The organism is Pseudonocardia parietis (assembly GCF_017876315.1).
Taxonomy (GTDB): domain Bacteria; phylum Actinomycetota; class Actinomycetes; order Mycobacteriales; family Pseudonocardiaceae; genus Pseudonocardia; species Pseudonocardia parietis.
The window spans coordinates 6,025,541-6,049,040 of record NZ_JAGINU010000001.1 but is presented as its reverse complement, the minus strand read 5'-3'; the positions used below and the strand labels follow the sequence as shown (position 1 = coordinate 6,049,040).

General features: G+C 73.4%; 23 protein-coding genes. 15 read left to right on the top strand and 8 right to left on the bottom strand.

Annotated features, from left to right (window positions below; translation table 11 throughout):
• Window position 1: 1 nt before the first annotated feature.
• The gene (locus JOF36_RS28335; protein ID WP_210032927.1) at window positions 2-1,372 is read left to right on the top strand and encodes an MATE family efflux transporter; all 1,371 of its coding nucleotides are present in this window, start codon (window positions 2-4) and stop codon (window positions 1,370-1,372) included.
• A gap of 304 nt (window positions 1,373-1,676) precedes the next feature.
• Here JOF36_RS28335 and JOF36_RS28330 read toward each other — a convergent pair whose 3' ends face one another.
• Entirely contained in the window at window positions 1,677-3,401 is a 1,725-nt protein-coding gene (locus tag JOF36_RS28330) for a sensor histidine kinase (RefSeq protein WP_210032925.1), read from the bottom strand.
• A gap of 75 nt (window positions 3,402-3,476) precedes the next feature.
• Complete coding sequence (locus JOF36_RS28325; protein WP_210032923.1) at window positions 3,477-4,946, bottom strand: cation:dicarboxylate symporter family transporter; 1,470 nt, start codon at window positions 4,944-4,946, stop codon at window positions 3,477-3,479.
• A 117-nt stretch (window positions 4,947-5,063) separates the two neighbouring features.
• Between JOF36_RS28325 and JOF36_RS28320 the strand changes: the two genes are divergently transcribed.
• The 9 genes from JOF36_RS28320 to dapB all read left to right on the top strand — a co-directional run bounded on the left by JOF36_RS28320 (window position 5,064) and on the right by dapB (window position 14,159).
• Window positions 5,064-5,723 (top strand): response regulator transcription factor, encoded by a 660-nt coding sequence (locus tag JOF36_RS28320; protein WP_210032921.1) that lies wholly within the window; start codon window positions 5,064-5,066, stop codon window positions 5,721-5,723.
• A 25-nt stretch (window positions 5,724-5,748) separates the two neighbouring features.
• A complete protein-coding gene (gene truB, locus JOF36_RS28315) occupies window positions 5,749-6,645 on the top strand; it encodes a tRNA pseudouridine(55) synthase TruB (protein WP_210032919.1) in 897 nt (298 codons plus the stop codon).
• A 53-nt stretch (window positions 6,646-6,698) separates the two neighbouring features.
• A complete protein-coding gene (locus JOF36_RS28310; protein WP_210032917.1) occupies window positions 6,699-7,667 on the top strand; it encodes a bifunctional riboflavin kinase/FAD synthetase in 969 nt (322 codons plus the stop codon).
• Between the two features lie 117 nt (window positions 7,668-7,784).
• Window positions 7,785-8,408, top strand: coding sequence for a helix-turn-helix domain-containing protein (locus JOF36_RS28305; RefSeq protein ID WP_210032915.1), 624 nt, complete (start codon window positions 7,785-7,787; stop codon window positions 8,406-8,408).
• A gap of 224 nt (window positions 8,409-8,632) precedes the next feature.
• Window positions 8,633-8,902 (top strand): 30S ribosomal protein S15, encoded by a 270-nt coding sequence (gene rpsO, locus JOF36_RS28300; RefSeq protein ID WP_210032913.1) that lies wholly within the window; start codon window positions 8,633-8,635, stop codon window positions 8,900-8,902.
• Between the two features lie 261 nt (window positions 8,903-9,163).
• Window positions 9,164-11,431, top strand: a complete 2,268-nt coding sequence (locus JOF36_RS28295; protein ID WP_210032904.1) for a polyribonucleotide nucleotidyltransferase — start codon at window positions 9,164-9,166, stop codon at window positions 11,429-11,431.
• A 71-nt stretch (window positions 11,432-11,502) separates the two neighbouring features.
• Window positions 11,503-12,816 (top strand): M16 family metallopeptidase, encoded by a 1,314-nt coding sequence (locus JOF36_RS28290; protein ID WP_210032895.1) that lies wholly within the window; start codon window positions 11,503-11,505, stop codon window positions 12,814-12,816.
• Window positions 12,817-12,874: 58 nt separating this feature from the next.
• Entirely contained in the window at window positions 12,875-13,354 is a 480-nt protein-coding gene (locus JOF36_RS28285; RefSeq protein WP_210032893.1) for a DUF456 domain-containing protein, read from the top strand.
• A 55-nt stretch (window positions 13,355-13,409) separates the two neighbouring features.
• On the top strand, window positions 13,410-14,159 hold the full coding sequence (gene dapB, locus JOF36_RS28280) for a 4-hydroxy-tetrahydrodipicolinate reductase (RefSeq protein ID WP_210032891.1): 750 nt from the start codon (window positions 13,410-13,412) through the stop codon (window positions 14,157-14,159).
• A 3-nt stretch (window positions 14,160-14,162) separates the two neighbouring features.
• Here the strand turns inward: dapB and JOF36_RS28275 are convergent, their stop codons facing one another.
• Window positions 14,163-14,693 carry a GNAT family N-acetyltransferase gene (locus tag JOF36_RS28275; RefSeq protein ID WP_210032882.1) on the bottom strand — a complete coding sequence of 177 codons (531 nt, stop codon included), beginning with the start codon at window positions 14,691-14,693 and terminating at the stop codon, window positions 14,163-14,165.
• 147 nt (window positions 14,694-14,840) lie between these two features.
• Here JOF36_RS28275 and JOF36_RS28270 point away from each other — a divergent pair, with 147 nt between their 5' ends.
• Both JOF36_RS28270 and JOF36_RS28265 read left to right on the top strand, forming a co-directional pair.
• Window positions 14,841-15,662 carry an intradiol ring-cleavage dioxygenase gene (locus JOF36_RS28270; protein ID WP_210032880.1) on the top strand — a complete coding sequence of 274 codons (822 nt, stop codon included), beginning with the start codon at window positions 14,841-14,843 and terminating at the stop codon, window positions 15,660-15,662.
• Window positions 15,663-15,749: 87 nt separating this feature from the next.
• Window positions 15,750-16,997: a winged helix-turn-helix domain-containing protein gene (locus JOF36_RS28265; RefSeq protein ID WP_210032871.1), complete on the top strand. Its 1,248-nt coding sequence runs from the start codon at window positions 15,750-15,752 to the stop codon at window positions 16,995-16,997.
• Window positions 16,998-17,054: 57 nt separating this feature from the next.
• Here the strand turns inward: JOF36_RS28265 and JOF36_RS28260 are convergent, their stop codons facing one another.
• The 3 genes from JOF36_RS28260 to JOF36_RS28250 form a co-directional block, all read right to left on the bottom strand.
• Entirely contained in the window at window positions 17,055-17,498 is a 444-nt protein-coding gene (locus JOF36_RS28260; protein WP_210032867.1) for a nitroreductase/quinone reductase family protein, read from the bottom strand.
• 75 nt (window positions 17,499-17,573) lie between these two features.
• Window positions 17,574-18,704: a DUF4097 family beta strand repeat-containing protein gene (locus JOF36_RS28255; protein WP_210032866.1), complete on the bottom strand. Its 1,131-nt coding sequence runs from the start codon at window positions 18,702-18,704 to the stop codon at window positions 17,574-17,576.
• Window positions 18,701-19,261 carry a toxin-antitoxin system HicB family antitoxin gene (locus tag JOF36_RS28250; protein WP_210032865.1) on the bottom strand — a complete coding sequence of 187 codons (561 nt, stop codon included), beginning with the start codon at window positions 19,259-19,261 and terminating at the stop codon, window positions 18,701-18,703. Before JOF36_RS28250 ends, JOF36_RS28255 begins: the two co-directional genes overlap by 4 nt.
• 108 nt (window positions 19,262-19,369) lie before the next feature.
• On the opposite strand from JOF36_RS28250, the gene thyX reads away from it, so the two are divergent.
• The 3 genes from thyX to JOF36_RS28235 all read left to right on the top strand — a co-directional run bounded on the left by thyX (window position 19,370) and on the right by JOF36_RS28235 (window position 21,257).
• Complete coding sequence (gene thyX, locus JOF36_RS28245; protein WP_210032864.1) at window positions 19,370-20,149, top strand: FAD-dependent thymidylate synthase; 780 nt, start codon at window positions 19,370-19,372, stop codon at window positions 20,147-20,149.
• Window positions 20,150-20,227: 78 nt separating this feature from the next.
• Window positions 20,228-20,386, top strand: a complete 159-nt coding sequence (locus tag JOF36_RS39500; protein ID WP_245351011.1) for a helix-turn-helix domain-containing protein — start codon at window positions 20,228-20,230, stop codon at window positions 20,384-20,386.
• 442 nt (window positions 20,387-20,828) lie between these two features.
• Window positions 20,829-21,257 (top strand): ester cyclase, encoded by a 429-nt coding sequence (locus JOF36_RS28235; protein ID WP_210032858.1) that lies wholly within the window; start codon window positions 20,829-20,831, stop codon window positions 21,255-21,257.
• A 57-nt stretch (window positions 21,258-21,314) separates the two neighbouring features.
• Here JOF36_RS28235 and JOF36_RS28230 read toward each other — a convergent pair whose 3' ends face one another.
• Together JOF36_RS28230 and JOF36_RS28225 are read right to left on the bottom strand one after the other, a co-directional pair.
• The gene (locus JOF36_RS28230; RefSeq protein ID WP_210032856.1) at window positions 21,315-22,046 is read right to left on the bottom strand and encodes a Crp/Fnr family transcriptional regulator; all 732 of its coding nucleotides are present in this window, start codon (window positions 22,044-22,046) and stop codon (window positions 21,315-21,317) included.
• 81 nt (window positions 22,047-22,127) lie between these two features.
• Window positions 22,128-23,441, bottom strand: a complete 1,314-nt coding sequence (locus JOF36_RS28225; protein WP_210032854.1) for an MFS transporter — start codon at window positions 23,439-23,441, stop codon at window positions 22,128-22,130.
• Window positions 23,442-23,500 lie beyond the last annotated feature (59 nt).

Below are 23,500 nucleotides of genomic sequence, written 5' to 3'. Positions count from 1 at the left end.
GGTGACACGGACGACGCGTTCCCCGGGCAGTGCCCGGGACGTTCTGCGGCTGGCGGTGCCCGCGCTGCCGGTGCTGGCGGCCGAGCCGCTCTACCTGCTGGTCGACACCGCCGTCGTCGGACGGCTGGGGGCGCTGCCGCTGGCCTCCCTGGCGGTCGCGGCGGTGCTGTTCGCGCAGGTCACCACGCAGCTGACCTTCCTGTCCTACGGGACGACGGCACGGGCGTCGCGGTTCTACGGCGCCGGTCGCCGGTCCGCGGCGGTCACCGAGGGCGTGCAGGCCACCTGGCTGGCGGTCGCCGTCGGGCTGCTGGTGATCGGGCTCGGTCAGCTGTTCGCGGCGCCGGTCGCGGGCGTGCTCGCCGGCGGTGGCGCGATCGCCGACGGTGCGGTCTCCTGGCTGCGGATCGCGCTGCTCGGCGCCCCGATGGTGCTGGTCACGCTCGCCGGTAACGGCTGGATGCGCGGCGTGCAGGACACGAAGCGCCCGATGTACTACGTGCTCGCCGGCAACGGGCTGTCCGCGCTGATGTGCCCGTTCCTGGTGCACGGCGTCGGGGACTGGGACGGCTGGGGGCTGGAGGGCTCGGCGGTCGCGAACGTCGTCGCCCAGACGGTCTCGGCGGCGCTGTTCCTGCGGGCGCTGGCGGTGGAGCGTCGGCGGGCGCCGGCGTCCGACCCGGTCCGGCTGCGGCCCGACGCCACGGTGCTGCGCGCCCAGGTGACGATGGGGCGCGATCTGGTCATCCGCTCGCTGGGGTTCCAGGCCTGCTTCCTGTCCGCGACCGCCGTCGCCTCGCGGTTCGGGGCGGAGTCGGTCGCCGCGCACCAGATCGTGCTGCAGCTGTGGGTGTTCCAGTCGCTGGTGCTCGACGCCGTCGCGATCGCCGCGCAGGCACTCGTCGGGTCGGCACTGGGGGCCGCCGCCTCCGCCGGGTCGCAGGGCACCGCGCACGCCCGCGCGGTCGCCGCCCGGGTGACCTGGTACGGGCTGGTACTGGGCTGCGTGTTCGCCGTGGTGTTCGCCGCGCTGTACCCGGTGCTGCCGGGCGTGTTCACCGCCGACGCGGGCGTGCTCGCGACGATCCCGGCCGCCTGGTGGTTCTTCACGGCGCTGCAGCCGATCGCCGGCGTGGTGTTCGCCCTCGACGGCGTGCTCCTCGGCGCGGGGGACGCCGCCTTCCTGCGGACCGCGACGCTGCTCGCCGCGCTCGGCGGGTTCCTGCCGCTGATCTGGCTGTCGCTGGTGTTCGGGTGGGGCCTGGCCGGGATCTGGACCGGCCTGACCGCGTTCATGGTGCTCCGGCTCGCCGGGGTGGGATGGCGGACGTACTCGGGCCGCTGGGCGGTCCCCGGCGAGGTCCGCTCCTGACCTGATCGGCCGCGAGGGGCACACGAGCGCTGTTCGATCACGCCCGCGGAGCTCTGGCGTGCCCCTCGCGGGCTCAGCTCAGGGCGCGAGCGGGCCGGGCGCGGGCGAGGGGCACGGCAGCGCTGTTCGATCACGCCCCGGGAGCTCTCGTGTACCCCTCGTCGGAGCCCGGCGGCGACGGGTACAGGAGCGTTGTTCGATCACGCCCGCGGAGCTCTGGTGTGCCCCTCGCGGGCTCAGCTCAGGGCGCGAGCGGGTCCGGCGTGGGCGAGGGGCATGGGAAGGGCACACGAGCGTTGTTCGATCATGTGCCGGCTGCGCTGGTGTGCCCCTCGTGGACGTCCGCCTCGGTCGGGAGCGGGAGCGGGAGGGGCAGGCGGACGGTGAAGACGGCGCCGGTGCCGTCGGGGCGCGTGCCGACGGTGACGGTGCCGCCGAGGCGGCGCGCGATCCGGTCGACCAGGGCCAGGCCGATGCCGCGGGGGCGCCCACCGGGTGTCGCTCGGGTGCTGAACCCGAACGTGAACAGCTCCTGCGCGGTCTCCTCCGGCACTCCCGGACCGCTGTCGGCGACCTCCAGGAGGGCCCAGCCGTCCTCGGTGCGCAGCGTCACGGCCACGGCCCGTTCGGTGCTGCGGGGCCGGGCGGCCACCACCTCGATGGCGTTGTCGACCAGGTTCCCGGCCAGCGACACCAGGTCGTCGGCGGCGAACGGCAATCGCAGCTGCGGCACCGCGTCCGGGTCGCACGCGTCGGTCACCGCGAACGTCACGTCGCACTCGGCCGCCAGCCAGGCCTTGTCCGCGAGCAGGGCGGCGAGAACCGGGTCGAGGACGTCGGCGACGACCCGGGAGCCCGGCCCGCGGGTGCGGTCGAGGGCGGCGGTGCCCGCGGCGGCGGCGTCCGCGGTGTCGCCGAGCTCGATCAGGGTGAGCACGGTCTGCAACCGGTTCGCGAACTCGTGCGCCTGCCCGGAGAGGGCCTCGACCTTGCCTCGGGCGTCGTCGCGCTCGCGCAGCGCGCCGGCGAGCTCGGTGCGGTCGCGCAGGGTGAACACCCGGGTGCCCGGGCCGGCGGCGGGGCCTGCGTGCCGGCTGTTGACGAGCAGCACCCGCTCCCCGGCCAGCGCGGGTTCGTCGTGCAGGTCCTCGCGCAGTCCCCGGGCCAGCACCGCCTGCACCGCCGGGTCGATGCCCAGCGCGGCCAGCGGGCGTCCGGCCTCGGCGGGATCGTCGCCGGGCGCACCGGCCGGGGACGCGGTCGAGAGCAACCGGCGGGCCTCGGCGTTCACCACCACCAGGCGGCCGTCGCCGTCGACCACCAGCAGGCCCTCGCTCACGGCGTGCAGCACGGCCTCGTGGTGGGTGTAGGCGGCGGTGATCTGGTCGGGTTCCAGACCGAGGGTCTGCCGGCGCAGCCGACGCGCCAGCAGCGTGGCGAGCCCGAGGCCGACCAGCAGCGCGACCCCCGCGGCCGCGACGATCGCCGGGAGCCACCGCACGGTCAGGTCGCTGATCCGGGTCTGCAGTACCCCGACGGACACGACGGCGACCACCCGGCCGTCCATGACGACCGGGGCGACCGTGCGCACCGACGGGCCGAGGGTGCCGGGATAGAGCTCGGTGTGCGTGCGACCGTCGACCGCCTGCGCGATGTTCCCCAGGTAGATCCGGCCGATCTGCTCGGGGTTGTAGTGGCTGTAGCGCACGCCCTCGGGGGACATGACGACGATGAAGTTGGTCCCGGTGGCCACGCGGACCCGCTCGGCGACCGGTTGCAGGCGGCCGGACAGTGCGTCGACGTCACCGCCCGCCTGCAGCGCCCTGATCAGCTCCGGGTCGCCCGCCAGGCCGAGCGAGGTGGCCCGGGTCAGCCGGCCCGCGGCGTCGTGCTCCAGCTCCCGGGCGCCGTAGACGCCGAGCGCGGTGAACCCCCCGACGGTGAGGAGCACGGTCACCACCTGCAGCACGAACAGGCGGCGGACCAGCTTCGACCTCCGGCGGGAGGGGGAACGAAACGGCCGGCGCACGGGCCCACCCTGCCACCGCGGGGGGCGGGAGGGGGACCGTGCACCGGCCGTCATCGGGGAGGACGGGGCCGCGGGTCAGGAACCCACGCCGACCTTCTCCCGCCGGTCGGCCGGGTCGCCGGACTCCTGTGCGGCGTCCTCGGCGGCCTGCTCGACCTCCTCGTCGGCGCTGTTGCCGTGCGCGGCCTCCATGTCGGCCTCGACCAGCAGCGGGTCGTCCAGCACCGCGGCGAGCCGCTCGCGGTCCAGCTCGCCGTTCCAGCGGGCGATGGCCAGCGTGGCGACGACGTTGCCGATGGCGTTGGTGAGTGCGCGACCCTCGGACATCATCCGGTCGATCCCGACGATCAGCGCCAGGCCGATGACGATCGCCTCGGGCGGGAAGAACTCGCCGCCGAACGCCTGCAGCGAGGCGGCCAGGGTGACCAGGCCGGCCCCGGTGACGCCGGCGGCGCCCTTCGAGGTCAGCACCATCAGCACGGCCAGCGCGATCTGCACGCCGATCGGCATCGAGACGCCACCGGCCTGGACGATGAACAGCGCGCCCAGCGTGAGGTAGATGCAGGTGCCGTCGAGGTTGAACGAGTAGCCGGTCGGGATGACCATGCCGACGGTCTGCTTCGACGCACCGGCCGACTGGAGCTTGGTGAGCAGCCGGGGCAGCACCGACTCCGACGACGAGGTGCCCACGATGATCAGCAGCTCGTCCTTGATCAGCCGGATGACCTTGAAGACGTTGAAGCCGGCGAGCCGCGCGACCACGCCGAGCACGACGGCGACGAACACGAAGCAGGTGCCCCAGAACACGCCCATCAGCAGCAGCAGGTTGGTCAGCGACGCGGAGCCGAACTGGCCGACGGTGTAGGCCATGCCGCCGAACGCGGCGACCGGCGCGGCCCACATGATGATCTTGATGATGCCGAAGACGACCTGCGCGATCGCCTCGATGCCGCCCACCAGGCGGACCCGCAGGTTGTTGTTGAGCGACGAGATCGCGCAGGCGGTGAGGATCGCGAGCACCAGGACCTGCAGGACCGAGTTGTCGACGAACGGGCCGAGGAAGCTGTCGGGCAGCAGCGAGTCCTGGATGAACGGGACGATCCCCGACTCCTCGCTACCGCTGACGGCGTCCTCGCGCGCCTTCTCGAGGGCGGCCGGGTCGGGCTGGCCCTCGAAGCCGGCGCCGGGCTGGAACACGTTGCCCGCGACCAGGCCCATGGTCAGGGCGATGATCGTCATGAGCAGGAAGTAGCCCATCGCCCGCAGTGCGAGCCCGCCCGCCCGGGCCAGGTTTCCCAGCGAGGCGATGCCCACGACCACGGTGCAGAAGATGACCGGCCCGACGATGACCTTGATCATCTGGACGAAGGTGTCGGCGAGCCATTTGGTGTCCGCGGCGAATCCCGGGGCCAGCAGCCCGACCAGGATGCCGGAGGCGATGCCGATGAGCACCCAGAACCAGAGCTGGGTGTAGAGCTTCTTCTTCGTGCGCCGGGCGGGTGTCGTCCCCGCACCCGGGGCGCCGGTTTCGGCGGCGTGGGCCATGTCGCGTCCTCCTCGACGTGTTCGGTGTCGAGCACCTTGTGGTGAGCCCGTGCGCTGCGGCAACAGTGGCGGGACCTGGCTTGAGGAAGCCTTGAGGAAGGCGGCTACGCTGAGCCCGTGCGAGTTCTCCTGGTCGAGGACGACCCGGTTCTCGGGGATGCGTTGCGTCGCACACTGGTCAAGCACGGCCACGTGGCGGAGCTGGTCGGCACCGGCACCGCCGCGCTCGCCTCGGTCGCGGAGTCCGAGCCGGACGTCGTCCTGCTGGACATGGGCCTGCCGGACCGCGACGGCATCGGCGTCTGCCGGGAGATCCGGGAGCGGTCCCGGGTGCCGATCCTCGCCATCACCGGCCGTGGTGACGTGGCGGCCCGGGTGCAGGGGCTGCGCTCCGGCGCGGACGACTACCTCGTCAAGCCGGTCTCCACCGACGAGCTGCTGGCCCGGATCGAGGCCGTGCTGCGCCGCTCCACCGGCGGATCGGTGGCCGGCTCCGTGACGATCGCCGACGTCGTCGTCGACCTGGAACGCCGCGCGGTCACCGCGGGTGGCGACGACGTCGCGCTCACCCGCAAGGAGTTCGACCTGCTCGCCGCACTCGCCCGGCGGGAGGGTGCCGTGGTGCCGCGCCCGGAGCTCCTCGAGCAGGTCTGGGGGATCGCCGACGCGTCGGCGGCGCGCACCCTGGAGGCGCACGTGGCGTCGCTGCGGTCCAAGCTCGGCGCCCGCGAGGTCGTCGTCACGGTGCGGGGGGTCGGGTACCGGCTGGCGTGCTGATCCGGGGTTCGTACGATTCCCGCTCGTGCCGCCCCGCAACCCGCCTCCGCCGCCCGGTCTCGTGATCGTCGACAAGGATCGCGGGCCGACCAGCCACGACGTCGTCGGGAAGCTGCGCCGGATCATGGGGACCCGCAAGGTCGGCCATGCCGGCACCCTCGACCCGATGGCCACCGGCGTGCTGGTGGTCGGCATCGAGCGGGCCACCAAGCTCCTCGGGCACCTGTCGCTGGACACCAAGGCCTACACCGCGACCGTCCGCCTCGGTGTCGCGACCACGACCGACGACGCCGAGGGCGACCCGCTGGGGGAGCCGGTACCGGTCGACGTCACCGAGGACCGCATCCGCGCCGCGACGGCCGTGCTGACCGGTGACATCGAGCAGGTGCCCAGCGCCGTCTCCGCGGTCAAGATCGACGGTAAGCGGGCCTACCAGCGGGTTCGTGACGGCGAGACCGTCGACATCCCGGCGCGGCCGGTCACCGTGTCGACCTTCGACCTCCTGGCCGTGCGCCGGGACGGGCCGTTCCTCGACCTCGACGTCACCGTCGACTGCTCCTCGGGGACCTACGTCCGGGCGCTGGCCCGCGACCTCGGTGCGGCGCTGGGCGTCGGCGGGCACCTCACGGCGCTGCGCCGCACCCGGGTCGGCCCGTTCACCCTCGACCACGCGCGGACCGTCGAGCAGCTGGCGGAGTCGCCGGGACTGTCGCTGGACCTGGCCACGGCGGTCGCGACCGCGTTCCCCCGGGTCGACGTCGACGACGCGGCCGCCACCGACGTCCGGATCGGCCGGTCGTTGCCCCCGGCCGGGATCACCGGCACCTACGGCGTGTTCGGCCCGGACGGAGCGGCGCTGGCGCTGATGGCCGACCGCGGCCGCAGCTCCCGCCCGGTCGTCGTCCTCGACCCGGCCGGCTGACGTCGCGGCAGCCGGTGAGCGGCGGGGGAGGCCGGTTCCGTAGGCTCGCCGCCGTGCAGCGCTGGCGTGGACTGGAGGCCGTTCCGCCCGGTTGGGGACGCTGCGTCGTCACCGTCGGGGTGTTCGACGGCGTGCACCGCGGGCACCGGCAGCTCATCGCCCGGGCGGTCGAGCAGGCCCGGGCGCGGGGACTGCCCGCGGTCGTGGTGACGTTCGACCCGCACCCCGCGGAGCTCATCCGCCCGGGGACGCACCCGGCGCGGCTGTCCACCCTGGACCGGCGGGCGGAGCTGGTCGCCGAGGCCGGGGCCGACGTCTTCTGCGTCATCCCGTTCACCGAGCAGCTCTCCCGGATGGCGCCGGCCGGCTTCGTGCACGAGGTGCTGGTCGACCGGCTGCACGCCGCGGTCGTCGTGGTGGGCAGCAACTTCACCTTCGGCTACAAGGCGGCAGGCGACGTCGCCGTGCTCACCGAGCTGGGTCGCCGGTTCGGTTTCTCCTGCGAGGCGGTGGATCTGATGTCGGACGACGAAGTGACCTTCTCCTCCACCTACATCCGCTCCTGTATCGCCGCCGGTGCGGTGCGCGACGCCGCACACGCGCTCGGCCGCAGGCACCGGGTGGACGGGGTGATCGTGCACGGCCACAAGCGGGGCCGGGATCTCGGATTCCCGACCGCGAACGTGTCCTGCCCGCCGCACACCGCGATCCCCGCCGACGGTGTCTACGCCGGCTGGTTCCTGATCGGTGACCGGCGGCTGATGGCGGCGATCTCGGTCGGCACGAACCCCACCTTCTCCGGACGGGTGCGCACCGTCGAGGCCTACGTCCTGGACGTCGACGAGGACTTCTACGGCTACGAGGTCGGCGTCGAGTTCGTCGCCCGGCTGCGCGGCCAGGAGAGCTACGACGGCGTCGACCCGCTCATCGCCCAGATGAACCGCGACGTGGCGCGGTGCCGGGAGATTCTCACCGCCACCGGCGACGCCATCGGACCGGACGAGCACGACGCCCCGCACTGAGCGGAGCGAGCATCGGTACTGAGCGGAGATTGCGGAGCGAGCATCCGCACTGAGTGAAAACCCCCTGTCCGGCCCGAACTCCTCCGCTCGCCGGGACACCCGGCGCAGCATCGCGGCATGGACGACCGTGCCGGAGACCGGATGCCCGAGGACCAGCTGCTCGGAGGCCAGGTGCTCGAAGGTCAGGTGCTCGGGGACCGTGCGCCCGCCGACCAGGTGCCCGGTGACCGCGCGGCGGCGAACCGCGCGCGGCAGCGCGAGATCTACGGCGAGCCGCTGGGGGAGCGGGTACGCCGGCTGACCATCGGGCTGGGCATCACGCAGACCCGGCTGGCGACGGCGCTGGGGCTGAGCCCGGCGATGCTCTCCCAGCTCTCCGGGGCGCGCCGGGTGAAGATCGGCGACCCGGCGGTCCTCGGGCGGATGCTGGCCCTGGACCGGCGGGTGGCGCAGGGCCCGGTGCCGCAGGCCGAGGTGACGGCGCTGCTCGACGAGATCCGGGCGGCACGCACGCCCTGGGGTCCGGACGCCGTGTGCCGTTGCGGCGCGGGCGACCCGGCCGGTGCCGTCCGGCCGCGCCGGCTACCGCGACCCCACCGGGCCCCGGTCTCCGCCCCGACCGCCGACGACGCGCTCCGGAGGGTGAGTGCGCCCGCCCGGCTGGTCGCCGCCGCGGCCGCGCTCGCACCGTCGTTCCCGGAGATCGCGGAGGCACTGCGGCGGGCCGCCTCCCGCCGGTGAACCGCGCCCGCCCGCTGCGGAGGGTGCGACGCCCCGGGTGGGGTGCGACTGCCCGGCGGGAGGGCGGGTCGCCTCGCTGGTACCGTTTGATGTGGGTCCGGCTGCAGTCCGCGGCGGCCGAGACCGACTACCTGCCGTCCCACCGGCCCGCGCGCTCAGCGCAGCGAGCCGGCGGAGCACAGCGGCATGGCCCCGCGGACCGTCTCGAAGATGAAGGAGAAGCAGTGGCACTGTCCACCGCACAGAAGAAGAGCACGCTCGAGCAGTACGGCACCCACGCCGCCGACACCGGGTCCCCCGAGGCCCAGGTGGCGCTGCTGACGCAGCGCATCATCGGTCTGACCGAGCACCTCAAGGAGCACAAGCACGACCACCACAGCCGGCGCGGCCTGCTGCTGCTGGTCGGTCGTCGTCGCCGGCTGCTCAAGTACCTGCGCGCGGTCGACGTGGCTCGCTACCGCGCACTGATCGAAAAGCTGGGTCTGCGCCGCTGACCCCGAGCGACCCGGTACCGGCTTCCGGTGCCGGGTCGCCTCGCATCGGGCCCGTCCCGGTGCACCACAACTGAACTGAACAACTGAACTGCCCATCGACGGTGGCGGACGGACATCCGCCGGTCCTCGGTAGTGGCTCCCGGGAGCGCGAGCTCCCGGAAGCTTCGATCGAAGACCGGCCCAGCAGGGGATCGACCCGGACGTCGTCGGTGGTGGGGCAGACGAGACACCACTCCCAACGACGAGGAGAGATTTCCCCGTATGACTGACGTCATCAGCGAGGACGGCGTGCACGAGAGCGCCGCCGTCATCGACAACGGCACCTATGGCACCCGCACCGTCCGGTTCGAGACCGGCCGGCTCGCCCGCCAGGCCGCCGGATCCGTCGTCGCCTACCTGGACGACGAGACCATGCTGCTGTCCGCCACGACCGCCTCGAAGCGGCCGAAGGACCAGTTCGACTTCTTCCCGCTCACGGTGGACGTCGAGGAGCGGATGTACGCAGCGGGCCGGATTCCCGGCTCGTTCTTCCGCCGCGAGGGTCGCCCGGGCACCGACGCGATCCTGACCTGCCGGCTCATCGACCGCCCGCTGCGCCCGTCCTTCGTGGACGGTCTGCGTAACGAGGTCCAGGTCGTCGTGACCATCATGTCGCTGGACCCGCAGGACCCCTACGACGTCGTCGCGATCAACGCGGCGTCGGCGTCCACCCAGCTCTCCGGCCTGCCGTTCTCCGGCCCGGTCGGCGCTGTGCGGGTCGCGCTCATCGCGAACGAGGCGGGAACCGACACCCAGTGGGTGGCCTTCCCGACCCACGACCAGCTCGAGCGCGCCGCGTTCGACATGGTCGTCGCGGGCCGGATCGTCGGTGACGACGTCGCGATCATGATGGTCGAGGCCGAGGCCACCGAGAAGACGATCGACCTCGTCGACGGCGGCGCCACCGCCCCGACCGAGGGCGTCGTGTCCGACGGCCTGGAGGCGGCCAAGCCGTTCATCCGCAGCCTCTGCGTCGCGCAGCAGCAGCTCGCCGAGGTCGCGGCCAAGCCGACCGCCGACTACCCGGTGTTCCCGGCCTACCAGCCGGACGCGTTCGAGGCCGTCTCCGAGGCCGTCGAGCAGGAGCTGGCGCAGGCGCTGACCATCGCCGGCAAACAGGAGCGGGAGACCCGCACCGACGAGATCAAGGCGTCGGTCGTCGAGAAGCTGGGCGAGCGCTTCGTGGGCCGCGAGTCGGAGCTCGGCAACGCGTTCCGCGCGCTGAACAAGAAGCTGATCCGCCGCCGCATCCTGACCGACAACGTCCGGATCGACGGCCGCGGCCTGACCGACATCCGGCCGCTCTCGGCCGAGGTCGAGGTCATCCCGCGGGCGCACGGCTCGGGGCTGTTCGAGCGCGGCGAGACCCAGATCCTGGGTGTCACCACGCTGAACATGCTGCGCATGGAGCAGACGATCGACTCGCTCGGTCCGGAGACCTCCAAGCGCTACCTGCACCACTACAACTTCCCGCCGTTCTCCACCGGTGAGACCGGCCGGGTCGGTTCGCCGAAGCGCCGCGAGATCGGCCACGGCGCGCTGGCCGAGCGGGCGCTGCTGCCGGTCCTGCCGAACCGCGAGGAGTTCCCCTACGCGATCCGGCAGGTCTCCGAGGCGCTGAGCTCCAACGGCTCCACCTCGATGGGCTCGGTCTGCGCCTCCACGATGTCGCTGCTCAACGCCGGCGTGCCGCTGAAGGCGCCGGTCGCGGGCATCGCGATGGGCCTGGTGTCCGACGAGGTCGACGGGCAGACGCGGTACGTCGCGCTGACCGACATCCTGGGCGCGGAGGACGCGTTCGGCGACATGGACTTCAAGGTCGCCGGCACCAAGAACTTCGTGACCGCGCTGCAGCTCGACACCAAGCTGGACGGCATCCCGTCCGAGGTGCTGGCCGCCGCGCTGAACCAGGCCCGTGACGCCCGTCTGACCATCCTCGAGGTGATCGGCGAGGCCATCGACGGCCCGGACGAGATGAGCAAGTACGCGCCGCGGGTCACCGCGGTGAAGGTCCCGGTCGACAAGATCGGCGAGGTCATCGGCCCGAAGGGCAAGATGATCAACTCGATCACCGAGAAGACCGGCGCCGACATCTCGATCGAGGACGACGGCACGATCTACGTCGGCGCGAACGACGGCCCCTCCGCGGAGGAGGCGATCGGCATGATCAACGCGATCGCCAACCCGCAGCTGCCGAAGGTCGGTGAGCGGTTCCTGGGCACGGTGGTCAAGGCCGCCGCGTTCGGTGCCTTCGTCTCGCTGGTCCCGGGCAAGGACGGCCTGGTCCACATCTCGAAGCTCGGCAGCGGCAAGCGGATCAGCAAGGTCGAGGACGTCTGCAAGGTCGGCGACAAGCTGCGCGTCGAGGTCACCGACATCGACAACCGCGGCAAGATCAGCCTGGTCCCGGTCCAGGAGGGTTCCGAGGAGGCGCCCGCCGAGGGCGACGCCACCGAGGACGCTTCCGCCGAGGCCACGAGCCCGAGCTGATCGGTTTGCCCGAACGGCACGACCACGCGGCGACGGCCCGGGGACCTCACGGTTCCCGGGCCGTCGCCCGCGTGCCCGCCTCCCCGGACCGGACACCCGACACGGTCCGCCGCAGCGAGCTGCCCGGCGGCGTCCGGCTGGTCACCGAGGCGGTGCCCGGCGTCCGCTCGGTGGCGCTCGGTATCTGGATCGGCATCGGCTCGGTCGACGAGACCACCGAGCAGGCCGGTGCGGCGCACTTCCTGGAACACCTGCTCTTCAAGGGCACCCGGCGGCGCACCGCGGCCGGGATCGCCGAGGAGATGGACGCGGTCGGCGGCGAGCTGAACGCGTTCACCGCCAAGGAGCACACCTGCTACTACGCGCACGTCCTCGACACCGACGTCGCGCTCGCGGTGGACCTGCTCGCCGACGTCGTGACCGACGCCGAGTTCGCGCACGCCGACGTCGAGGTGGAGCGCGGCGTGGTGCTCGAGGAGATCTCGATGCGCGACGACGACCCGGAGGACCTGCTCGGCGACCTGTTCGACGAGACCCTGTTCGGCGCCCACCCGCTGGGCCGCCCGGTGATCGGGTCCGAGGACTCGATCCGGGCGATGAGCCGGGACACGCTGCACTCGTTCTGGCGGGGTGAGTACACGACGCCGCGGATGGTCGTCGCCGCCGCCGGGAACCTCGACCACGACCGCATCGCCGACCTGGTCGCGGCCGCGCTCGGGCCGGCCGCCGGTGAGCACTTCGGTGCCCGGGCGGTCCCGCCGCGCACCGCGACCGGTGTCCGGCCCGCCCGCTCCGGGGCGCTCGCCCTGCAGTCCGACGAGTCCGAGCAGGCGCACGTGATGCTGGGCGTCCCGGGCGCCGGGCGGCACGGCCCCGGGCGCCCGGCGCTCGCCGTGCTGAACGCAGCTCTCGGCGGCGGCCTGTCATCGCGGCTGTTCCAGCAGGTACGTGAGCAGCGCGGACTGGCCTACCAGGTGTACTCGTCCACCGTCCGCTACGCCGATTCCGGCGCCCTGTCGGTCTACGCCGGGTGCGCGCCGGAGCGGCTCGGCGAGGTCGTCGCCGTCGTGCGGGACGTGCTGGCCGGCGTCACCTCCGAGGGGCTCACCGAGGCCGAGGTGGCCCGGGCGAAGGGCTCGCTGCGCGGTGGCCTGGTGTTGGGCTGCGAGGACACCGCGTCCCGGATGAACCGGCTCGGCCGCGCCGAGCTGGACCACGGCCGTCAGCGTTCGCTGGCCGAGAGCCTGACCCGGATCGACGCCGTCACACCCGACGAGGTGGCTGCGCTGGCCGCCGAGCTGCTCGACCAGCCGCTGACCGCGGCCGTCGTCGGTCCCTACGACGACGTCGACGACCTGCCGGAGTCGCTGCGCGAGCTGGCGTAGCGGCCGCCCCGGCTGCCCGGGTCGCAAGGGCGGCGCCCTCCGCTGGCAGGCTGTGTCCATGACGTGGCTCGCGGTGCTCGCCGGGTTGATGATCGCCGTCGGGCTGGCCGGGATCGTGCTCCCGGTGCTGCCCGGACCGCTGCTGATCGTCGGCGGGGTGGCGGTCTGGGCCGTCCCGCGCGGTGACTCGGTCGGCTGGTGGGTGCTCGGCATCGCGGTCCTGGTGACGGTCGCCGGCCAGGTCGCGAAGTACCTGCTCCCCGGCAAGCGGCTCAAGGCGTCCGGGGTGCCGAGCCGGACCCTGCTGGCCGGGCTGGTGCTCGGTGTGGTCGGGTTCTTCGTCGTCCCCGTGGTGGGCCTGTTCCTCGGCTTCGTGCTGGGGGTGTGGCTGGCCGAGCTCCTCCGGCTCCCCGATGCCGCGACGGCCTGGCGCTCGGCCCGGGAGGCACTCACCGCCGTCGGGTGGAGCATCCTGATCGAGCTCGCGGCCGGGATGGTCGCGACCGCCGTGTGGATCGGTGGCCTGGTGCTCGCCTGACCGGGGCCCGCCTAGACTCGCCACCCACGACGTCGGAGAAGAAGTGGGTGTGCTGGTGAGCGGGACGATCCGGGTGGCGGTGCTCGGCGCGAAGGGCCGGATGGGCAGCGAGGTCTGCAAGGCCGTCGAGGAGGCCCCGGACACCGAGCTGGTGGCGGCCCTCGACGCGGGCGACGACCTGTCGGTGCTGGACGGCGCCGACGTCGCCGTCGACTTCACCCACCCCGGCGCAGCGCTGGACAACGTGGCGGCCTGCGTCTCGCGTGGGGTCGCACCGGTGGTCGGGACCAGTGGGTTCGACGCCGCGAAGTTCGACGAGGTCCGCGCGGTCCTCGACGCGCACGGGTCGGGCAGCGTGCTGGTCGCCCCGAACTTCGGCGTCGGCGCGGTGCTGATGATGCACTTCGCCGGGCAGGCCGCGAAGTTCTTCGACTCCGTGGAGATCGTCGAGCTGCACCACGCCGGCAAGGTCGACGCCCCGTCCGGCACGGCGGCACGCACCGCGTCGGTGGTCGCGGCCGCCCGCGCCGAAGCCGGCCTGGGAGCCGTCCCCGATGCGACCACCACCGACCCGGACGGCGCACGCGGTGCCGTCGTCGACGGCGTCCACGTGCACGCGGTCCGCATGCCCGGCCTGATCGCGCACCAGGAGGTCATCCTGGGTACCGACGGCGAGGTCTTCACCATGCGGCACGACTCGATGAACCGGGCGTCGTTCATGCCCGGCGTGCTGATGGCGGTGCGCGCGGTGCGCGGGCGTCCGGGCCTGACGATCGGCCTCGAGCCGCTGCTGGGGCTCGTCTGAGGTCTACTCCACGAGCCGCAGGTCCAGCGTCCCGGTGACGCGGACCTCGCGGACGGTGCCGGTGCCGGTGTCCAGGGTCCGGACGGCGCCGTCGGGCTCCCAGCCGGCGCGGGCGTAGAACCCGCGCGACGCGGCGTCGGTCTCGGGCACCCAGGCCCGTCCGGAGTCCGAGCCGGCGGCCCGCAGCGCGGCCGCGGCGGTGGCGAGCAGCCGTCCGCCGTGCCCGCGCCGCCCCCAGCGCGGCTCCACCAGCAACGCGCTCACCTCGGCGATGGACAGCTCGTCCGCGCCGGCGTACCGGGCGGCGGCACAGAACCCGACGATCTCGGTGCCCTCGACGGCGACGAGCAGGTGGAAGTCGTCGCCGGCGTGCACGGCGTCGCTCCAGTGGGCGCGGGCGGTGTCCGAGGTCAGGGTCGCGAACGCCTCCTCGGGGAGCAGTCCCGCGTAGGCGGTGCGCCAGGTGCGGTCCTGGATCTCCATGATCGCGACGACGTCGTCGTCGGTGGCGGGGCGGACGGTCGCGGTGGCCATGCGCCATACCTACCGTGCCGGGCCGCAGGTGCGCACGATCACCCCCCGGTGCGCCGGTTCACAGCCTGTGCACAGCCCGCGCCGAACGTTTTCCCACGAAACGCTCCTAGTGTCGGCTGCAGGCGGGCGGACGACCCAGGAGGTTCGATGAAGGAACCGCGGTACGAGGGGCGTGCGCTGCCGCGTCCCGACGAGGACGTCGTCGACCAGGGCCTCGGCTTCGACGTCGGCACCCTGCTGAACCGGCGCCGGATGCTGTCGGTCCTCGGCGCCGGCACGCTCGGCGCGGTGCTCGTCGCGTGCGGGGGACCGTCGGGTGCGACGAGCACGACCAGCCCCGGCGAGATCCCGGACGAGACCGCGGGGCCCTACCCGGGCGACGGGTCCAACGGCCCGCACGTGCTCGAGCAGTCCGGGGTGGTCCGCAGCGACATCCGCTCCAGTACCGGCACCGGCCACGCCACGGCGCAGGGCGTGCCGATGACCCTCGAGCTGAGGATCACCGACATGGCGCGGGCACCGATGGCCGGTGCTGCGGTCTACGTGTGGCACTGCGACCGCGAGGGCCGGTACTCGATGTACTCCGAGGGTGTGGAGGACGAGAACTACCTGCGCGGTGTCCAGGTCGCCGACGGCACCGGGACGGTCCGCTTCACCAGCATCGTCCCGGCCTGCTACCCGGGACGTTGGCCGCACGTCCATGTCGAGGTGTATCCGGACGAGGCCGGCATCACCGACGCCGGGAACGCGATCGCGACCTCACAGGTCGCGTTGCCGGAGGACCTCTGCCACGCCGTGTACGCGACCACCGGGTACGAGGAGTCGGTGCACCACCTGTCCGGGATCACGCTGGACTCCGACAACGTCTTCGGCGACGACGGGGGCGCGCTGCAGGTCGCGACCGTCACCGGTGATGTCCGCTCCGGCTACACCGCCGCGCTCGCCGTGGCCGTGGACACGACGACCTAGCCCGGGAACTGAGACCGGACGCGGGGCCCGTGGTCGTCGCCGGTGCCCGGCCGGTTCCTGTCGGGGGTGCGTGGCAGCATCCGGGCCGTGCGGACGATCAGCGCGGACGTGGCCCGGCGGACCTTCCTCGCGGCCCAGGGCTTCACCGACCCCCGGCCGTCGGGCGCGGTCACCCGGCGGCACCTCGGGCGTGTGCTCGACCGGGTCAAGCTGCTGCAGCTGGACTCGGTGAACATCGCGGTGCGCGCCCACTACATGCCGCTGTTCAGCCGGCTCGGCCCCTACCCGACCGAGTTGCTCGACGACGCCGCCTGGTCGCCGAGCGCCCGCAAGCCCCGGTTGCTCGCCGAGACCTGGGCGCACGAGGCCAGCCTGGTCCCGGTGCAGGACTGGCCGCTGCTGTCGCACCGGACCCTGCCGCAACGCTGGTGGCGGCACTACGGGCCGCTGCTGGAGAAGCACCCGTCGCTGGCGGGTGACATCCGCGACGTCGTCGCCGAGCACGGACCGATCGGTGCCGGTGCGATCGAGAAGGCACTCGCACCGCAGGGCCGGGCCGGTGACGTCCGCCCGCGGCCGCCGGGCGCGACCTGGTGGGAACGCTCCGAGGTGAAGCGGGTCTGCGAGTACATGTTCGCGGTGGGGGAGCTGGCCGTCGGCACCCGGAAGCACTTCGAACGCCGCTACGACCTGCCGGAACGGGTGATCCCGCCGGAGATCCTCGGTGCGCCGGAGCCCGACCCGGCCGACGCGGCCCGGTCCCTGGTGGCGACGGCGGCCTCCGCGCTGGGCGTCGGCACCGAGACCGACCTGCGCGACTACTACCGGCTCGGGCCCGAACGCACCCGCGCCGCGATCGCCGAGCTCGTCGACGTCGGCGATCTGGAACCGGTGGAGGTGCGCGGCTGGGCGCGACCCGCCTACCGCGACCCCGCCGCCTCGGCTCCGCGCACGGTGACCGGGCGCGCCCTGCTCTGCCCGTTCGACCCGCTGGTCTGGGAGCGGGAACGCACCGAGCGGATCTTCGGGTTCCGGTACCGCATCGAGATCTACGTGCCCGAGCCGAAGCGCGAGTACGGGTACTACGTCTTCCCGTTCCTGCTCGACGGGTCGCTCGTCGGGCGGGTCGACCTCAAGGCCGACCGGGCCGCCGGGCTGCTGCGGGTGCCGGGCGCGTTCGCCGAGCCCGGGGCGCCGTTCCCGGCGCACCGGATCGTGGCCGAGCTGGCCGCGGAGCTGTCCACGATGGCCGGCTGGCTCGGGCTCGCCGGCGTCGCGGTGGGGGAGCGGGGGGACCTGGCCGCCGCGCTCGCGGCGGCCGTGCGGGCGGGGTGATCGGGGTCATCGAGCTCGCCGCCGAGCCGCCGATCCGGAACGCGGCCGTCGTCCCTGTCAGGCGGGATCCAGGCGGAAGACGGCGATCGTGTCCAGGTGCGCGGTCACGTCCTCGACGGAGGAGTCGGCCGACACCGGGAAACCCTGCCGTGCCCACGGCTGGTCGAGCGCCTGCAGGTAGGCCAGCACGACGCCGGCGGCCTCGGCGGGATCCGGCGTGACGGCGCGGCGTTCGTCGGTCCGGTCGCTCGCGAGGAGGGCGCACCCGGCGGTGGCGCGCAGGTTGCGTACCCAGTCCCGGGCACCGGTCGGGGAGACGAGGTACTCGCCGCCCTCGTGGCCGATCACGCCCAGCGGGGTGCTGCGGGGCTCGCCGCTGCGCCGGCCGCGGGTGCGCAGGACCCGCAGCGCGTAGCCCTTGTCCGGGACCGGGGTGGCGGGCATCCCGAGCACGCGCTCGGTCATGGAGGCGTTCATCGCGGCGATCTCGGTGCGATCCATGCCCGGCAGGGTACGCACGTCGTTCGGCCGGCGAACATCTCGACCGTGGAGCCAACTGAGGGGCCGCGCCCGGGATCAGCGGGCGCCGGCCGCCGCCCGGGTGACGAGGACGTCGCCGCTGCCGGTGCGTCCGGCCAACCGCAGGCCCGGGCTCGTGGCGGGCGGGTCGCGCCGCACGTCCAGCTCGCTGCGTGCCCGTCCCGAGCCGGTGGTGAGGTCCAGGTCGGCCGCGACGCCGGAGTGCACGCCGACCCGGACGTTGCCCGACCCGGTGTTCAACCGGACCTCGCCGCTGACCGCGTCGGCCAGCACGACGTCGCCGGAACCGCTGCGCACCTCGAGGTCCCCGGCCAGCTCGCCCAGCCGGACGTCGCCGCTGCCGGTCCGGACCCGCGAGGCCCCGCCGAGGGATCCGACCTCGATCTCGCCGCTGCCGGTGCGCAGCTGGGCCCGCCCCCCGCACGAACCCAGGTCGATGCCGCCGGAGCCGGTCGTGATCTCGGCGTCGCCGCTCACCTCGGCCACCCGCGCGGTCCCCGAGCCGGTCCGCACCGCGGCCCAGGAGGCCCGCCCGGTCAGCTCGACGGTGGCCGCCCCGGTGCGCACCGCGGTGCGCGACCCGGCCGGTGCGGACACCGTCACGATCAGCGGGACCGCGCTCAGCGCCGGCTCGTCCGGTCCGCGGACCACCAGCCGCCGGTCCGCCGTGGACCACTCGATCGTCACGGCCTCGACGGCGTCGGCGGAGGGGTCGCCGGAGCGCTCCCACGGGGCGCCGACGATCGGGTCGAACCCGCGCCCGGACCAGCCCGCACCGCCCGATCCGCCGCTCATCGACGTGCCGATCCAGTCCAGGAGCCCGCCCAGGCCGCCGGACCACGGGGCGCCGCCGCGGTCGGCGGTCACCTCGACCCGGACCTCGGTGGCGTCCTCGACCAGGTCGATGCGGACGCGGCCGGCACCGGTGGTGACCTCCAGCTCGGCCGGCCCGGTGCAGGGCCACTGCTCGTGGCGGGCGGGGGCGTCGTCGGACGTGCCCGATCCGCCGGAGCCGTGGCCCGTGCCGGTGCTGCCGCCGGTGTCGGTGCTGCCGCCGGTGTCGGCCCCGCCGCCGGTGCCGGTCCCGCCGCCCGCACTCGCGGAGTCCCCGGCCCCGGACGGGCCGCCATCGATCGGGCCGGTCGTGTCGTCGCGCTCGTCGTTCATCCCTGCACCCATCCCCGGAGGTGGCGGCCGTCCTGCGGGTCCCGCCCACCGCGGGCCCGCCCCTCGGCACCGGTCAACGCTCCCTGCACCGCCTGGGAGACCCAGGTGTTGAGAGAGACGCCCTGTGACTGCGCGGCCTTCTCGGCCTGCGCTTTGATCTGCTCGACGATCCGCAGGGTGACCCGGCTGATGTCGCCGGCATCACCGCCGAACATCGAGCCCGCCGGTCCGCCGAGGCCGTCCGTGGGGCCGTGGTGCCCGCCCGCGGTGCCGGACGGAGCGGGCCCCGCATCGGCGACCGGTCCGTCGGCCGGGGTGGTGCCGGAGACCGACACGCGCACCTCCCGCCCGTGCAGCCGCACCTCGACCGACCGGTCGCCGAGTGCGGCGGTCGCCTCCGAGGCCAGGTCGGACAGGGCGTTCATGATCGCGAGGCGGGCCGCGGGCTCGATCGCGGAGCCGAGCAGCGCCGCTGTGCGGCGGGTCTGCTCGTCTCCCGCGGCCGCGGCGGCGGCGAGGTCGTCGCGCAGCTGCGCGACGTACGGCGTGAGGTCCATGACACCACTATGGCGTCACTGACGACATCAATTCAAGGAGATGACGTCACTGGTTGCTGTCAGATGCGGACGGCCGGGCGGGTTCCGGTGGTGGCTACCCTCGTCGCCATGCCGGAGACCGCGCCGCAGACCGTCCCGCTGACCGTGCAGCTGGTGGCGAAGACCGAGTTCACGCCGCCGGCGGACGTCCCGTGGTCGACCGACGCCGACGGTGGTCAGGCGCTCGCCGAGTTCGCCGGGCGGGCCTGCTACCAGTCGTGGAGCAAGCCGAACCCGAGGACGGCGACCAACGCCGGCTACATCCGGCACATCCTCGAGGTCGGGCACCTGTCGGTGCTGGAGCACGGGAGCGTCAGCTTCTACCTGACAGGGATCTCCCGCTCGCTGACCCACGAGCTGATCCGGCACCGGCACTTCTCCTACTCGCAGCTGTCTCAGCGCTACGTCCCGGAACGGGATGCGGCGATGGTCGAACCCGACGTCATCGCCGACGACCCGGAGCTGCACGAGCTGTTCCAGCAGGCGTCCGCGGACGCCCTCGCCTCCTACGAGAAGCTCCTCGACGGGCTGGAGAAGCGGTTCGCCGACGGGGACGGGCGGGCCGGTGGCAGCGCCACGCTGCGCCGCAAGCAGGCCCGTCAGGCCGCGCGCTCGTTGCTGCCGAACGCGACCGAGACGAAGATCGTCGTCACCGGGAACTACCGCGCCTGGCGGCACTTCATCGCGATGCGCGGGTCCGAGCACGCCGACGTCGAGATCCGCGACCTCGCCGTCGAGTGCCTGCGCCGGCTCCAGCACGAGGTGCCCAACATCTTCGCCGACTTCGAGATCCAGAAGCTCGACGACGGCACCGAGATCGCCTCCAGCCCGCTGGTCAGCGAGGGCTGAACCCCGCGCCCGCCTGGCCGGCGCGGCCGTCGTCGCGAAAGGACTTGCGGCTCGAGAGGCTCGAGGCAGCACGGCGGCATGAACGACGACCTGTACCCCATCGGGGACGCCGCGCGCCGGAGCGGACTGAGTGTCAGCGCTGTGCGGTTCTACGGCGACAGCGGGCTCATCGCGCCCACGGGGCTGAACCGGGCGGCCCACCGGTTGTACGACATCGACGCGATCGCCCGGCTGTAACTCGTGCGCACGTTGCGTGAACTGGGCGCGGATCTCGAGGAGATCCGGCGCCTGCTCGACGGGGGCACCACACCCTGCACGACCTGCTCGCCACGCACCTGGAGCTCGTCGAGCGTCAGGAACGCACCCTGCGGGCCAGGCGGGCGGTTCTCAGGACCCTGATCAGGCAGCGGGGCACCACCGCTCGGGCCGGCCTGATGCACAAGTTCGTCTCGATGACCGACGAGGAACGCGACGAGACCGTCGACGAGTTCCGGCGCGAACCAGGCCGCCCGTGCTCCGGTCGGCGGGGTCGATCGGCCGTCCGGCGCTTTCCGGCCCGATCGGCTCGCCACTACTCTGGTGGGCCGTCCTGTCGCTGCGGCGCAGGTCGGCGCACGGCCGGCGACGGCCGGTGGGTGCGGTCGCCTTCGGATCGCACCACACCGAAGGAGGACCGGACATGAGCCCGGAGGACAACAAGGAGCTCGTGCGGCGCCAGTTCGACGAGATCTGGAACGGGGCGAGCTGGGACGTGGTCCAGGAGCTGTTCGCCGCGGACTACGTCAACCACGACCCGTACAACCCCGACCAGCCGACCGGACCGGCGGGGTTCCGCGCGCGGGTCGAGGGCTACCGTGGCGCGCTCGACGAGTTCGACCTGCGGGTGGAGCGCCAGCTCGCCGACGGCGACATGGTGGCGACGCACTGGTCGCTGCGCGGGGTGCACCGGGGCCCGCTGGAGGGGGTGGAGCCCACCGGGAAGAAGGTGTACGTGGACGGGCAGCTGCTGAGCCGCATCGTCGACGGCAGGTTCGTCGAGGAGTGGGTGCACTGGGACACCCTCGGCCTGCTGCGTCAGCTCGGCGACGTCACGGTCTCGGCGGGCTGAGCGGGCGGGCCGCCCGCCGCCGACCGCGGGCGGATGCAGGCGAACGGGCCGGGCCGGTCAGGCGAGGACGGCGTGCACCCGGCGGCGCAGGTCCGGCAGGTCGCGGACGACGATGCCGCGTCCTTCCTTCTGTACGAGGCCCTCGGCGACCAGCCGCGACAGCTCACGGCTCATGGTGACCCTGGTCAGTCCGACCAGCAGGGCCAGCTCGTCGACGGCCGGCCGGATCGACAGCCGGGTCACGGTGTCGAGCGCGACCTCGCCGTAGGCCTCGACGAGGTGCCCGAGGAGCAGGATCACCCGCTCCCGGGCCGGTAGACCCTCTATCAGCACGTGCAGCTGCATGACGCGTTGTTTGTAGGCGATCCGCCGGGCGATCTCGAGCAGCAGCTCGGGCTCGGTGCGGGCGGCGTCGAGCAGGGCGTCGCGGGTCACCGAGACGATCTCCGAGGGCTGGGTGCAGACCGAGGCGAGGTGGCGCGGGCGCCCGTCGACGCAGGCGGCCTCACCGAGGGTGGCGCCGGGTTCGGCGTAGGCCAGCGTGCGCTCGGTGCCGTCCGGCCGGTGCAGGTAGATCCGCACCCGGCCGGTGACGACGAGGTGGAAACGGGACGACAGCTCGCCCTGGCGGTAGACGTACTCCCGGCCGGCGTAGTGGCGCGCGACCCCGAGCTCACCGATCCGGGTGGTGACCGCGCTCGGCGGTTCCTGCAGGAACGGGGAGACCGGTGGGTCGCCCGCGCCGGCGGCCGGGTGCACGCCACCCGGTTCCGCCGCACCCGCCGTCACGTGAGGCCCCGTTCCGTCGCCGGCGCCCCGTGCGACGCCCGGTCCGACGACGGTAGCGGGACAGGTGGGCGGGGTGCGAGTTCAGGCCGGTGCCGGCTGCGCGTCCTGCTCGGCCAGCGAGTCGGCGTGCGTCTGCGGCAGCGCGAGCGTGCAGCCCAGGCTCAGCAGCGAGACCCCGGCGAGCAGCAGCCCGATCGCGAGGCTGCCGTAGAGCGGTACCAGCGCGGCCGAGATCAGCGGCACGACACCACCCCCGAGCACCCCGGCGAGGTTGTAGGCGATCCCGGCGCCGGTGTAGCGGAACCGGGTCGGGAACAGCTCGGGGAGCTGGGCACCGATCGGGCCGTAGGCGATCCCGACGACACCGAGTACGACCGACAGGCCGAGGCCGAACGACCAGGCGGTGCCGATGTCGATGATCGGGAAGACGATCACGCCGGCGACGACCGAGGCGACGTTGCCGATCACCACCATCCGCCGTCGCCCGACCCGGTCGGACAGGATCGCCGAACCGATCGTCGTCAGCGCGAACACGAGGCCGCCGACGATGCCCATCGCCAGCACGGTCGGCCGGGGCAGGCCGAGCTGCTGGGTCCCGTAGCTGGTCAGGTAGGTGACCCCGACGTAGAAGAACGCGAACACCGCCGTCGTCGAACCGGCGCCCAGGAACACCGCGGCCGGACGGGTGGTGAAGACCTCGGCGACCGGCAGCCTGCGTGGGCCGGTCGTCCGCCCGGCCTGCTGGAAGGAGGCGGTCTCCTCCAGCGCCAGCCGCACGTAGAGGCCGACGCCGACCAGCAGCACCGACGCGATGAACGGGACGCGCCAGCCCCAGGCGACGAAGGCCTCGTTGCTCATGGTCAGCGCCGTGACCAGGAAGGTGGCCGACGCGAGCGCGAACGCCACCGAGGGGCCGAGCTGCGGGTAGAGCGCGTACCTGCCGCGGGACCTGGTGGGTGCGTTCTCCGCGGTGAGCAGAGTCGCGCCCGCCCACTCGCCGCCGACCGCGAGCCCCTGCAGGACGCGCAGCACCACCAGCAGGATCGGGGCGAGCACGCCGATCGTCCCGGTGGTCGGCAGCAGGCCGATGGCGAGCGTGGAGAGGCCCATCATCAGCAGCGTCGTGACGAGCGTGCCCTTGCGGCCGAGCCGGTCGCCGAAGTGCCCGAACAGGATCGAGCCGAACGGCCGGGCGACGAACGCGACGCCGAACGTGGCGAGTGCGAGCGCGGTGCCGGCCGCGGCCCCGAGCTGGGGGAAGAAGACCTTGTTGAACACCAGCGCCGCGGCGGTGCCGTAGATGAAGAAGTCGTAGAACTCGATGACCGTGCCGGTCATGCTCGCGAGCGCGATCCTGCGCATCGACCTCGGTGGCTGCGTGGCGGCGTGCGTCACGGTGGGTCCTCTCCGCAGCGGGACGGTGGGTGGTAGGCCGACCGCGGGGGCGACGGTGC

What these genes read in the sequence shown, in the direction of transcription:
- JOF36_RS28250 (WP_210032865.1), bottom strand. Translation starts at nt 19,261, where the DNA reads ATGGACCTCACGCCGTACGTCGCGCAGCTGCGCGACGACCTCGCCGCC.
- JOF36_RS28235 (WP_210032858.1), top strand. Translation starts at nt 20,829, where the DNA reads ATGAGCCCGGAGGACAACAAGGAGCTCGTGCGGCGCCAGTTCGACGAG.
- JOF36_RS28255 (WP_210032866.1), bottom strand. Translation starts at nt 18,704, where the DNA reads ATGAACGACGAGCGCGACGACACGACCGGCCCGATCGATGGCGGCCCG.
- JOF36_RS28270 (WP_210032880.1), top strand. Translation starts at nt 14,841, where the DNA reads ATGAAGGAACCGCGGTACGAGGGGCGTGCGCTGCCGCGTCCCGACGAG.
- JOF36_RS28295 (WP_210032904.1), top strand. Translation starts at nt 9,164, where the DNA reads ATGACTGACGTCATCAGCGAGGACGGCGTGCACGAGAGCGCCGCCGTC.
- JOF36_RS28305 (WP_210032915.1), top strand. Translation starts at nt 7,785, where the DNA reads ATGGACGACCGTGCCGGAGACCGGATGCCCGAGGACCAGCTGCTCGGA.
- JOF36_RS28285 (WP_210032893.1), top strand. Translation starts at nt 12,875, where the DNA reads ATGACGTGGCTCGCGGTGCTCGCCGGGTTGATGATCGCCGTCGGGCTG.
- JOF36_RS28260 (WP_210032867.1), bottom strand. Translation starts at nt 17,498, where the DNA reads ATGGATCGCACCGAGATCGCCGCGATGAACGCCTCCATGACCGAGCGC.
- thyX (WP_210032864.1), top strand. Translation starts at nt 19,370, where the DNA reads ATGCCGGAGACCGCGCCGCAGACCGTCCCGCTGACCGTGCAGCTGGTG.
- JOF36_RS28325 (WP_210032923.1), bottom strand. Translation starts at nt 4,946, where the DNA reads ATGGCCCACGCCGCCGAAACCGGCGCCCCGGGTGCGGGGACGACACCC.
- JOF36_RS39500 (WP_245351011.1), top strand. Translation starts at nt 20,228, where the DNA reads ATGAACGACGACCTGTACCCCATCGGGGACGCCGCGCGCCGGAGCGGA.
- JOF36_RS28275 (WP_210032882.1), bottom strand. Translation starts at nt 14,693, where the DNA reads ATGGCCACCGCGACCGTCCGCCCCGCCACCGACGACGACGTCGTCGCG.